Annotated in this window: 11 protein-coding genes; 9 read left to right on the top strand and 2 right to left on the bottom strand. The window is 73.6% G+C overall.

Annotation, left to right across the window (positions count from 1 at the left end; translation table 11 throughout):
- Positions 1-95: 95 nt before the first annotated feature.
- Positions 96-371: a glutaredoxin family protein gene (locus tag F0L68_RS25990; protein ID WP_149852425.1), complete on the top strand. Its 276-nt coding sequence runs from the start codon at positions 96-98 to the stop codon at positions 369-371.
- A gap of 187 nt (positions 372-558) precedes the next feature.
- Here F0L68_RS25990 and F0L68_RS25985 read toward each other — a convergent pair whose 3' ends face one another.
- Positions 559-2,583 carry a DUF2339 domain-containing protein gene (locus F0L68_RS25985; RefSeq protein WP_149852424.1) on the bottom strand — a complete coding sequence of 675 codons (2,025 nt, stop codon included), beginning with the start codon at positions 2,581-2,583 and terminating at the stop codon, positions 559-561.
- A gap of 194 nt (positions 2,584-2,777) precedes the next feature.
- Between F0L68_RS25985 and F0L68_RS25980 the strand changes: the two genes are divergently transcribed.
- From F0L68_RS25980 to rbsD, 6 genes are read left to right on the top strand one after another with little or no spacing between them, the layout of a single operon-like run.
- The gene (locus F0L68_RS25980; protein ID WP_223199136.1) at positions 2,778-3,842 is read left to right on the top strand and encodes a LacI family DNA-binding transcriptional regulator; all 1,065 of its coding nucleotides are present in this window, start codon (positions 2,778-2,780) and stop codon (positions 3,840-3,842) included.
- Positions 3,839-5,338, top strand: a complete 1,500-nt coding sequence (locus tag F0L68_RS25975) for a sugar ABC transporter ATP-binding protein (RefSeq protein ID WP_149852422.1) — start codon at positions 3,839-3,841, stop codon at positions 5,336-5,338. Before F0L68_RS25980 ends, F0L68_RS25975 begins: the two co-directional genes overlap by 4 nt.
- Positions 5,335-6,303 carry an ABC transporter permease gene (locus tag F0L68_RS43695; protein ID WP_223199134.1) on the top strand — a complete coding sequence of 323 codons (969 nt, stop codon included), beginning with the start codon at positions 5,335-5,337 and terminating at the stop codon, positions 6,301-6,303. Before F0L68_RS25975 ends, F0L68_RS43695 begins: the two co-directional genes overlap by 4 nt.
- 45 nt (positions 6,304-6,348) lie before the next feature.
- The gene (locus tag F0L68_RS43690; RefSeq protein WP_223199133.1) at positions 6,349-7,287 is read left to right on the top strand and encodes a substrate-binding domain-containing protein; all 939 of its coding nucleotides are present in this window, start codon (positions 6,349-6,351) and stop codon (positions 7,285-7,287) included.
- Complete coding sequence (locus tag F0L68_RS25965) at positions 7,287-8,186, top strand: ribokinase (protein ID WP_149852433.1); 900 nt, start codon at positions 7,287-7,289, stop codon at positions 8,184-8,186. The genes F0L68_RS43690 and F0L68_RS25965 overlap by 1 nt, the downstream gene beginning before the upstream one ends.
- Positions 8,183-8,572 (top strand): D-ribose pyranase, encoded by a 390-nt coding sequence (rbsD, locus tag F0L68_RS25960; RefSeq protein ID WP_149852421.1) that lies wholly within the window; start codon positions 8,183-8,185, stop codon positions 8,570-8,572. Before F0L68_RS25965 ends, rbsD begins: the two co-directional genes overlap by 4 nt.
- Before the next feature lie 85 nt (positions 8,573-8,657).
- Here the strand turns inward: rbsD and F0L68_RS25955 are convergent, their stop codons facing one another.
- Positions 8,658-9,416, bottom strand: a complete 759-nt coding sequence (locus F0L68_RS25955; RefSeq protein WP_149852420.1) for a MerR family transcriptional regulator — start codon at positions 9,414-9,416, stop codon at positions 8,658-8,660.
- A gap of 153 nt (positions 9,417-9,569) precedes the next feature.
- On the opposite strand from F0L68_RS25955, the gene F0L68_RS25950 reads away from it, so the two are divergent.
- Positions 9,570-10,016 (top strand): hypothetical protein, encoded by a 447-nt coding sequence (locus F0L68_RS25950; protein ID WP_223199132.1) that lies wholly within the window; start codon positions 9,570-9,572, stop codon positions 10,014-10,016.
- A 76-nt stretch (positions 10,017-10,092) separates the two neighbouring features.
- Complete coding sequence (gene ptsP, locus F0L68_RS25945) at positions 10,093-11,733, top strand: phosphoenolpyruvate--protein phosphotransferase (protein ID WP_149852419.1); 1,641 nt, start codon at positions 10,093-10,095, stop codon at positions 11,731-11,733.
- Positions 11,734-11,738: the final 5 nt, after the last annotated feature.

The following is an 11,738-nucleotide window of genomic DNA, read 5'->3' as shown; positions in this document are numbered from 1 at the left end:
CCCCGGGGCGCCCGGCCCGCCCGTGTCGCCCGGATCACGGTCGTGCCGGCCCAGTGGCGGTGCGACCGCGAGGATCGTTGGCGCACAATGGGGTCATGACCGAGGTCGTGATGTTCGCTCGCCCTGGCTGCCCCTTCTGCGATCGGCTCAGGAGCGGGCTCGGCCGCGCCGGGCTCGCCTACCGGGAGCGCGACATCTGGCAGGACCCCGAGGCGGCGGCGGCCGTGCGCGCTGCGGCCGACGGCAACGAGACCGTGCCGACGATCAACGTCGGCGGCGCCTGGCTGGTGAACCCCTCGGTCGACGAGGTGCTCGACGCCGTGGCCGCCGAGGCGCCGGACCTGCTGCCGGAGCTGCACGCCGGCAGGTAACGCGGGCAGCTGACGCCGAAGGGCGCCGGCACGCGCGGCCGTGCACCCGGCGCCGATCGCTCGGGGGGCCACGCGACCGGCGCCGGGGCTCTGTCCACCTTGACTGAAAGTGGACAGAGAGTGGAGCTTCCCACCAGCGCGCCCCGCGCGTGGTGCGATTCGCCCCGCGCGTCGGCGCCACGTGGCCCTAATCTGTCGCGAGCCGCCGATCGGCGACCAGCCGCGCGTAGCGGGTGCCCGCCGCGAGCAGGATGAGCCCGGCGCACAGGAACGCGGCGACCCTGGCCATCCCGTCCAGCTCGCGCAGGTCGAACAGCACCAGCTTGGCGACGGCCGCGCCGACCAGCACCAGGCCGGACACCCGCAGCGGTAGCACATCGATGCCGCGCAGCAGCAGGACGAGCGCGACGACCGTCCAGGACACCGTGACCAGCACGTGCCCGACCAGGAAACCGCCCCGGTCCGGCGCGATCAGCAGCGCGGCGCACAGCACCGCGCCTGCCGCGCCGTAGAGCACGGTGACCCCGGCCGCCAGCCACGCCGGCGGGTTCGTCGCCGGCGTTGGCAGCACGCCGAGCCGGTAGGACGCCCACGGCAGCGCGACGGCGAACAGCGCGAGCATCAGCGAACTGGTCAGCCCGGCCGCCAGCGTCGACCCGTCGACCAGGTGGTGCGGGCCGGGCGCGTCGAACAGCAGCTCCGGCGGCACGACCAGCACCAGCGCGAGCACCGTGCCCACCGCGCCGAACAGCGCCGACACCAGCAGCGTGCCCTTGGTGCGCAGCCTGGTCGCGACGAACGCGAACACGGCGGCCTCGCCGAGCAGGCTCGTCGACCTCGCCGAGCCGTCCAGCGCGGTCGCGGTGGCCTGGAACAGGGCGAGCCCGGCGACCGCGCCGGCGACCGCGACGAACCTGGCCGGCAGCCGGCGCCTGCCGGCCACCCACACGGCCAGCGTCAGCAGCGCGACCACGCCGGCGATCCCGGCGGCGTAGGGGCGGTCCAGCACGGGCGCGGCGGCCAGCGCCGGGGCCGGCGCGCCGACCAGCAGCGCGATCGGCACCGCGTCCTCGGGGCGCCTGCGTGCGGTGAGCACCGCGACGGCCGTGCCGACCAGCGCGGCGGCGAGCGCGGCCCCGGCCGTCGGCAGCGGGTCGCCCTTGCCCAACACCTGATGGTTGTAGGCCATGAAGTCCGCGATCAGGCCGGCGACCAGCGGCGGAACGCCGGCCGCCACGGCGAGGCCCGGCCAGCTGCGGCGCAGCTGCGCCGGGGTGGTCGCCGCGAGCAGCACCAGCAGGAACGCCACCAGCAGCGGGGTGAATCCATCGGTGATCACCGGGGCGCAGACCGCGCAGGCGACCACCACGCCGACCCCGAGCAGCTGGGAGTCCCAGCGGGCGGCGAGCAGCAGCCCTCCCCCGGCGACCGCGAGGCCGAGCACCAGGCCAGCCCAGGCCGGCAGGAAGTCGTACAGCGAGGTCGCGGCGACCGAGTCGAGGTATAGCGCGGCGATCCCGGTCGCGGCGAGCGCGAACGCCCCGGTGCGGCCGGCGGGCGAGCGGTGCAGCCACAGGCCGATGCCGATCAGGCCGATGCCGAGCCCCGCGCCGCCGAGCACCCTGGGCAGCGGGCCGAGGTAGCCCCGCTGCACGGCCAGGATCAGCAGCAGCACCACGCCGAGCAGGGTGATCGCGCCGCCGACCCAGGCCAGCAGCCTGCTGCCGGCGCCGTCCTTGCTCAGCCGCTCGAACAGCGTCCTGATCGGGGGTGGCGGCGGTGGCGGCGAGCCGGGGTCGCCGACCGGGTTCCAGGCCGCGAACGCCGCCGCGCCCGCCTCGGCCGGTCCGTCCTGTTTGGCCGGCTCCGCCTTGGCGGCTGCGGTGACCAGCGCGTTCGGCACGGGCACCGGTCGGGCCATCGGCGGCGCGACGGGCAGGGGGGCCGCGGCCGGGTAGGGCTGAATGGCCGGGTAGGGCTGCTGGGCCGGAATCGTCGGCTGGACGGGCGGCCTCGGGTGGGCCTGCGCCGGCGGGACGGTCGGCTGGACGACCGGTGGCGGAGTCGGCGCGGCAGCGGCCGTCGGCGACGACGCGCCGTCCCGGCGCGACCTGCGCAGCTCGACGCTCACCAGTTCGAGTCGGGAACCAAGCTGGGCGAGCTCGTCGGCCAGCCGTAAGAGGGGGTCCGACGGAGGGTGTCCTGCGGTCATGCCGCCAGCGTGCGCAGCAACGAGCCGTCGCGGATCCGTATCTCTACTCACCCGACGGTGACGATCTGGCTTCGCTACCGTGTTCGAGCGATTGCGTTCTGTATCGGTTTACTTGACCTACCCCCTTATGTATTCGATTAACTGGCTGTGTAATCGTTCTCAGAGATCGAGGGAGGTGTGCGGACGTGACGACCATGAAGGACGTGGCCAACCGGGCCGGCGTCTCCACCGCGACGGTCTCCAGGGTGCTCAACGGGCACGCCGCGCCGACCGAGCAGACCCGCACCAGGGTGCTCGCCGCGATCGACGAGCTCGGCTACCGCCCCAACGCGCTGGCCCGCTCGCTGCGCATGCACAGCACCAAGACGCTCGGGCTGATCGTCAGCGACCTGCTCAACCCGTTCTTCGCCGAGATCGCCAGGGCCGTCGAGGACGAGGCGCGGGCGCACGGCTACTGCGTGGTGTTCGGCAACGCCGACGAGAGCGCCGAACAGCAGGCCACCTACGTGCGGACCCTGCTCGACCGGCGGGTGGACGGCCTGCTGGTGTGCCCGGCCACCGACGACGGCGGCTGGGTCGCCGAGGTCACCGAGAGCGGCGTGCCGCTGGTGCTGCTCGACCGCACCGTCGACGGCTCCACCGCGCCGGTGGTGCGCGTCGACGGCACCGAGGCGCTGCGCGAGCTCGCCGCCAGCCTCGTCGCCACCGGCCACGAGCGGATCGGCGTGATCGCGGGCCCCGCCAACACCAGCACCGGCCGGGAACGCCTCGACGCCTTCTCCGCCGCGCTCGCCGAACTCGGCCGAAGGCCCCGGCCCGAGCACGTGCTGCACGGCGACTTCCGCAGGGCGAGCGGCGCGGCCGCGGCCGCCGCGCTGATGTCGCTGCCGGAGCGGCCGTCCGTGCTGGTGGCGATGGACAACCTGATGGGGCTGGGCGCGCTGGAGGAGCTGCGCGGGCGCGGCCTGGTCGTGCCGAGGGACGTCGGCCTCGCCGTCTACGACGACCAGCCGTGGTTCCCGCTGCTCGACCCGCCCATCACCGTCATCGCCCAGCCGACCGTGGCGATGGGCGGCGCGGCGGCCCGCAGCCTGCTTGCGCTCATCGCCGGCGAGCAGCCCGCCGACGTGCGGCTGACCGCCCGACTCGTGTCCCGTGGCTCGTGTGGAGAGGCAGGGCTCGTGAGCGAGCGTGCGAGCTCACCATTCAACACTGCCGTGCGCACGCGGCCGACGAGCGTCAGCGAGGAGGACTCGTGAGTTCGAAACCGGCCGAGCTGTTGCGCGTCGCCGGCATCACCAAGCGGTTCACCGGCGCGCTCGCCCTGGACGACGTCGACTTCCAGGTCCGCGCCGGCGAGGTGCACGTGCTGCTCGGCGAGAACGGCGCCGGCAAGTCCACCCTGGTCAAGGTCCTGGCCGGGGTGCACCAGCCGGACTCCGGCGAGATCGTCGTCGGCGGCGTGCCGGTCCGGCTCGGCTCCCCGCAGCAGGCCCGCGCGCGCGGCATCGCCGTGATCTACCAGGAACTCACCCTGGTGCCCGACCTGTCGGTCGCCGAGAACCTGTACCTGGGCCGCCAGCCGCGCCGCTTCGGCATGGTCGACCGGGCCAGGATGCGCCGGGACGCCGTCGCCCTGCTCGACCGCGTCGGGCTGCGCGTCGACCCGGCCACGCCCGTGCGCAGCCTCGGCATCGCCCAGCAGCAGATGGTCGAGATCGCCCGCGCGCTCGACCTGGACGCCAGCGTGCTGGTGCTGGACGAGCCGACCGCGGTGCTCACCGAGACCGAGACCGACCGGCTGCTGGAGATCATGGGCGAGCTGCGCGCGCAGGGCGTCGGCCTGGTCTTCATCACCCACCACCTCGACGAGATCCGCCGCGTCGCCGACCGGATCACCGTGCTGCGCGACGGCCGCAGCGTCGGCGTGCTGCCGGCCGGCGCGACCGTGCCGGCGATGATCGAGCTGATGGTCGGCCGCGCCATCGACGAGCAGTATCCGAGAAGGCCGGAGCGGCCCGGCGAGGTGCTGCTCAGGGTCGACGGCCTGACCAGGGACGGCGCGTTCGCCGGGGTGTCCTTCGAGGTGCGTGCCGGCGAGGTCGTCGGCGTCGCCGGGCTGGTCGGCTCCGGTCGCACCGAGGTGGTGCGCGCCGCCTTCGGCGTCGACCGGTACGACTCGGGCACCGTCGAGGTCGCCGGCCGGCGGCTGCCCGGCGGGGACGTGCGCGCCGCGATGCGCGCCGGCCTCGGCCTGGTGCCGGAGGACCGAAAAGGCCAGGGGCTGGTGCTGTCCTCCAGCGTCGGCGAGAACCTCGGCCTGGTCACCCTGCGCGCGGCGACGCGGGCCGGCTTCGTTGACCGGCGCGGCCAGGCCGCCAAGGCCCGCGAGATGGCGGGCGCGCTGCGGGTGAAGACCTCGGGGATCGAGCAGCCGGTGCGCGAGCTGTCCGGCGGCAACCAGCAGAAGGTCGCCATCGGCAAGTGGCTGCTCGCCGACCCGCGCGTGCTGGTGCTCGACGAGCCGACCAGGGGCGTCGACGTCGGCGCCAAGGTCGAGATCTACGAGCTGATCAACCGGATGACCTCGGCAGGCCGGGCGGTGCTGCTGGTGTCCAGCGACCTGCCGGAGGTGATCGGGATGAGCGATCGGATCGTCGTGATGGCGCACGGCCGGGTGGCCGGCGAGCTGTCCTCAGCAGGCGCCACCCAGGACCAGGTGATGGCCCTGGCCGTGAAGGAGAACAACGCATGACCAGCACCACCACGACCGCGCGGCGCGGCGGCTTCGACCTGCGCCGGTTCCTCTCCGACAACGGCGCGCTCGCCGGCCTCGTGGTGCTCGTCATCGCGCTGTCCGTGCTCGCGCCGACGTTTCTGTCCACGCAGAACCTGCTCAACGTCGGCGTGCAGGCCGCGGTGGTCGCGGTGCTGGCGTTCGGCTCGACGTTCGTGATCGTGTCCGGGGGCATCGACCTCTCGGTCGGCAGCGTCGCGGCGCTGTCCGCGATGATGGGCGCCTGGGGCGCCAGCAAGGCCGGCCTGCCCGAGGTGGTGTCGCTCGGCCTCGGGCTGCTCACCGGCGTGGCCGCCGGCCTGGTCAACGGCCTGCTGGTGAGTTTCGGGCGGCTGCCGGCGTTCATCGCGACGCTCGCCATGCTCAGCGTCGCGCGCGGCCTCACGCTGGTGGTGTCCCAGGGCACGCCGCTGGCCACCCCGGACGTGATCAGCTTCCTCGGCTCCGACCTCGGCGACTACCTGCCGGTGCCGCTGCTGGTGATGCTCGTGTTCCTCGGCATCACCGCGCTCGTGCTCGGCCGCACCTACTCGGGCAGGGCGATGTACGCCATCGGCGGCAACGAGGAGGCCGCCCGGCTGTCCGGCATCGACGTGCGCAGGCAGAAGCTGGTGATCTACGCGCTGTCCGGGCTGTTCGCCGCCGTCGCCGGCATGCTGCTGGCCGGCCGGCTGTCCTCGGCGGGGCCGCAGGCGGCCACCGGCTACGAGCTGGACGCCATCGCCGCGGTCGTGATCGGCGGCGCGTCGCTGTCCGGCGGCGTCGGCAGGGCGTCCGGCACGTTCATCGGCGCGCTCGTGCTCGCCGTGCTGCGCAACGGGCTCAACCAACTCCAGGTCTCACCGTTCTGGCAGCAGGTCGTGATCGGCGTGGTGATCGCGTTGGCGGTGTTGCTCGACACGCTGCGCCGACGCGGTCGTTGACCTTCTCCCCCCTCTCCCCACCAAGCACCTCGGAAGGACACACCCATGAAGTTCACCCGCAGGGCCGCGTTCGCCACGCTGTCCGTGACGACGCTCGCGCTGGCCACCGCCTGTGGTTCCGGTGGGGGCTCGGGTGGCTCGGCCGGGGCCGGCATGACGATCGGCCTCTCGGTGTCGACCCTGAACAACCCGTACTTCGTGCAGCTCAAGGAAGGCGCCGAGGCCGCGGCCAAGGAGCTCGGCGTCACGCTCGTCGTGCAGGACGCGCAGAACAAGTCCGACGCGCAGGTCGACCAGGTGCAGACCTTCACCACCCAGGGCGTGAAGGCGATCATCATCAACCCGGTCGACTCCGACCAGGCGCTGCCGGCGTCCAAGGCCGCCGAGAAGGCCAAGATCCCGCTGATCGCGGTCGACCGCGTGATCAAGGGCGGCACCGTCGCCTCCGAGGTCGCCTCCGACAACGTGCAGGGCGGCGCGCTCGCGGCCGTCGAGCTGGCCAGGGCCGCGCCGAACTCCAACGTCGTGCAGCTCCAGGGCGTGCCGGGCACCTCGGCGAGCCGGGACCGGGGCACCGGCTTCGAGCAGGGCATGAACTCCGGTTCGATCAAGGTCGTCGCCAAGCAGCCTGCCGACTTCGACAGGGCCAAGGGCCTCGACGTGATGAACAACCTGCTCCAGGCGCACCCCGACGTGAAGGGCGTGTTCGCGGAGAACGACGAGATGGCGCTCGGCGCGATCAAGGCGCTCGGCGACAAGGCCGGCAAGGACGTCGCCGTGGTCGGCTTCGACGGCGAGCCGGACGGGCTCAAGGCCGTGCAGGACGGCACCATGGCCGCCACCGTCGCGCAGCAGCCCAAGGAGCTGGGCCGCAAGGCCGTCGAGCAGGCCGTGCACGCCGCCAAGGGCGAGTCGGTGCAGAAGGTCATCGACGTCGAGGTGAAGGTCGTGACCAAGAAGAACGTGGCAGAGTTTCTGAAGTGATTCCACCAAAGGTGCTGGTAGTCGGCTCGGCGAACGCCGATCTCGTGGTCGCGGTCGACCGGCGGCCGGGCGGCGGGGAGACCGTGCTCGGCGCGGACACCGTCGTGCTTCCCGGCGGCAAGGGCGCCAACACGGCCGTCGCCGCCGCGAAGCTCGGCGCGTCGGTCGCGCTGCTCGGCGCGGTCGGCGACGACCAGTACGGCGCGCTGCTGCGCGAGTCGCTGCGCGGGGCGGGGGTGCGCGCCGAGCTGGTGCGCACCGCCGACCGGCCGACCGGCATCGCCTACATCACGGTCACCCCGGACGGCGAGAACTCGATCGTCGTCTCGCCGGGCGCCAACGCGCAGGTGTCGTCCTCGGACGTCGACGCCGCGGTCGAGGCGCTGCGCGGCGCGCGCGTGCTGGTCTGCTCGCTCGAGGTCCCGGTGGCCTCGGTCGAGCACGCCGTCGCGCTCGCGGCCGAGGCCGGGGTGCGGCCGCTGGTCAACCTCTCGCCCGTGGCCGAGCTGTCCGCGCGAACGCTTGCGGCGCTCGACCCGCTGGTGGTCAACGAGCACGAGGCCGGCTGGCTGCTCGGCGAGCCGGACCCGGCCGACGACGCGGTGACGCTCGCCGGCCGGCTGCTGGAACTCGGTCCTCGCTCGGTCGTGATCACCCTCGGCGCCAGGGGCGCGGTGGTGGCGACGGCCGACGGCGCTCACCGGGTCGCCGCGCCCTCGGTGCGCGCGGTGGACACCACCGGAGCGGGCGACGCGTTCGCCGGGGCGCTGGCCGTGCGCCTCGCCGAGGGCGACGGGCTGGCCGAGGCGGCCGGCTACGCGGCGCGGGTGGCCGCCACCTCGGTGACCAGGAACGGCGCGCAGCCCTCCTATCCGAGCACCGACGAGGTGGTCGCGTGAAGCGGGGCGGCATCCTGCACGCCGGGCTGAGCTCGGCGCTGGCCTCCCTCGGACACACCGACGAGGTGGTGGTCGCCGACTGCGGCCTGCCCATCCCGCCGGGGCCCGCCGTCGTCGACCTCGCGTTCGTGTTCGGCGTGCCGACGTTCCTCCAGGTCCTCGACGGGCTGCTGGCCGAGCTGGTGGTCGAGGGCGCGGTCGTCGCCGCCGAGGTCGACGACGCCAACCCGGCGTGCGCGGCCGCGATCGAGGCCAGGCTGCCCGTCCTGCGGCGGATCTCGCACGACGAGCTCAAGCACCGGGTGGCCGGCGCGAAGCTGGTCGTGCGGACCGGCGAGGCCACGCCCTACGCCAACGTGCTGCTGCGCTGCGGCGTGCCGTTCTGACCGTCGCCGCGCCGGCGACCTTCGTGACCATCTGGCGGCGGGGCCCCTTCGTCCCCCCGAAGGGGCCCCGCGTTTTCCGGCCCGATCAGCTCGAGATCCCGCCAGCCTGCATCGCGGCGCGCACGTAGTCGTTCAGCTCGTCGCTGAGCGACGGGTTCAGCTCGGCCCTGCGCTCCCGGTAGAGCTTGTTCATCGACTCCCGCACGCCCTCGTTGCCGCCGTGCATGGCGGCGACCAGGTCGGCCCAGCGCTGGGCCAGCGCGCGCACCTCGGGGTCCTCGACCGGGGTGCCGGCCCGCTGGTGCTCGGTGAACCCGGCGATCACCTCGACCCAGGCCTGCTGACCCTGCTTGAGGCCCTCCTCGCCCAGCTCGTCGCGCCGCTTGGCCAGGTACTCCTGCTGCTCCGGGGTGTAGTAGCTCTCGATCGTCATCATGGTCTCCAACAGGTTGAGAAATTCGGTCGAATCGGGCATCACGGAACTGTCCAGCCGGGCTAGCAGGCCCCTGACCTGCGCGCGCAGGTTCTCCACCCGACTGGCCTCCGCGTCGAGCTGGGTGAGCTGGTTGGCCAGCAGGTCGCGGACGGCTTCCCAGTCCTCCGCGCCGCCGAGCACCTCCCCGATCTCTTCCAGGGGCAACCCGAGCGAGCGCAGCGCGCGCACCCGGTACAGCCGCCGGACGTCCACCTCGGTATAGCGGCGGTGCCCGGCGTGCGTGCGCTCGCTCGGCACCACCAGCCCGATCTCGTCGTAGTGGTGCAGCGCCCGCACGGTCAGCCCTGACGCCCTGGCTAGCTCGCCGACGCTCCATCGACGCTGGTCAGCGCCCTCGTTCCCGATCACGACACCGACCGTAGGACCTCACGTGGCGTGAGGTTCAAGCCGCTCGTGACATTTGTCAGGCCGGGGTCGTGACAGTCGATCTCTCCTGACTCGCTGGGTCGGACCCAAGATTGTTCTTGTCAGGCAGGAACGACCAAGACCAAGGCGGCAGAGATGACCACGGCATTCGCGATGCGGCCCACCACCACCCCCGACGCGTCGACCACGGTTCCGGCGGCTGCGCAGCCGATCCAGGGGATGCCGGCCTGGTACTTCGGCTTCGAGGGCGTGCTGACCAGCTCCTTCGACATCCTCAAGGCGTTCCCGGCCGCGTGGCCGGTGCTGGTGGTGCTCGGCGCGACGAACCTGCTGGTGTCGCTGACGGTCATGCGCAGCAGGCTCAAGCTGCTGAAGGCGCTGTGGAAGGGCCGCAAGACCAGGATGCTCGCGATCGGCCTGCTGGCCCTGCGCTTCGCCGTGCACGCCGGGCTCGGCGCGCTGGGCCTGGCGATGGAGTCGACCGCCGCGCACGTCGCCTTCGCGGTCGGCATGGGCGCGATCACCGTGACCCTGCTCTGGTTCGACCAGCGCGTCACCCTCCGCGCCCTCGCCAAGAACTGACTCGCTCGGCGAGCCGCCAAGGCGTGTCGTCCCTACCATCGGACCACCAGGCGAGCCGAAGGGTATGGTCTAGACCATGTCGAGCGCGCGACTCAGCGGCGTTGGTGTGAGCCCCGGCCGGGCATCCGGTCCCGTCGTCTTCGTGGCCGAGGCCCTGCCCGAGCCCCCGGCCACCCCCGAGCCAACCGACCCGACCGACGAGGCCAGCCGCATCGGTCCGGCCGCCGCCGTCGTCGCCGCCAGGCTGCGCGAGCGCGCCGAGGCCGCCAAGGGCGAGGCCAAGGCCGTGCTGGAGACCACCGCCATGATGGCGGCCGACCCCGCCCTGGTCGGTCAGGCGGAGCAGCTGGTCACCGGCAGCTCGCTGCCCGCGCCGAGGGCCGTCTACCAGGCCGCCGGCGGGTTCATCACCGCACTCGAGGCCGCGGGCGGGTACATGGCCGAGCGGGTCCGCGACGTTCGCGACGTGCGTGACCGACTGGTCGCCGAGCTGCTCGGCGTGGCGCCGCCCGGCGTGCCCGAGCTGTCCGGCCCGAGCGTGCTGGTCGCCCGCGACCTCGCCCCCGCCGACACCGCGGGCCTTGACCCGAGCAAGGTGCTCGCGCTGGTCACCGAGGAGGGCGGCCCGACCAGCCACACCGCGATTCTGGCCCGCTCACTGGGGATCCCGGCCGTCGTGGCCTGCCGTGGCGTGCTGGACCTCGGCGACGTCGCCGGCCTCGTGGTCGACGGCGACACCGGCGAGGTCGAGGCGCGGACCGGCACGGTGGAGGTTCGTGCCGCAGAGTCCACCGGCCGCGCGGAGTGGAACGGCACCGGCGTCACCGCGGACGGCTACCGGGTGAAGGTGCTCGGCAACGTCGGCACCCCGGAGGACGCCAAGGCCGCCGCAGCCTCTGGCGCGGAGGGTGTCGGGCTGTTCCGCACCGAGTTCAGCTACCTGTCGGCGACCGAGGAGCCCACGGTCGCCGAGCAGCGCGCCGGCTACGCGGCGGTGCTCGCGCCGTTCGCCGGCAAGCCGGTCGTGGTCCGCACCCTGGACGCCGGCGCCGACAAGCCGCTGAGCTTCCTGAACCCCGAACCCGAGCCGAACCCCGCGCTCGGCGTCCGGGGCCTGCGCGTCGCCTTCGACCGGCCCGAGGTGCTCGACCGGCAGCTCGCCGCGATCGCCGAGGCCGCAACCGACACCGGCGCCCAGGTCTCCGTGATGGCCCCGATGGTGGCCACCGCCGCCGAGGCCGACTGGTTCGTCAAGCGTGCCCGCGCCGCCGGCATCGCGCGCGCCGGCGTCATGATCGAGATCCCGGCCGCCGCGCTGACCGCGCGCGAGGTGTTCGAGGTGGTGGACTTCGTCAGCCTCGGCACCAACGACCTCGCGCAGTACGTGTTCGCCGCCGACCGTCAGGTCGGTGCGGTGGCCGCGCTCAACGACCCGTGGCAGCCGGCCCTGCTGCGCCTGGTGGCGCTGGTCGGCGAGGCGGCCACGGCGGCCGGCAAGCCGGCGGGAGTGTGCGGGGAGGCCGCCGCCGATCCGGACCTCGCCTGCGTGCTGGCCGGCCTCGGCGTGTCCAGCCTGTCCATGAACGCCGCCGCGCTCACGGGAGTCGGCGCGAAACTGGCCAAGGTGAAGTACGACCAGTGTCAGCTGGCCGCCCGCGGCGCGCTGGCCGCCGCCAACCCGAAGGCCGCCAAGCTCGCCGCCCGCGCCGCCCTCTGACCGCA

The organism is Solihabitans fulvus (assembly GCF_008386585.1).
Taxonomy (GTDB): Bacteria; Actinomycetota; Actinomycetes; order Mycobacteriales; family Pseudonocardiaceae; genus Solihabitans; species Solihabitans fulvus.
The sequence above is the reverse complement of the archived record's forward strand: the minus strand, read 5'-3'. Positions and strand labels throughout refer to the sequence as shown.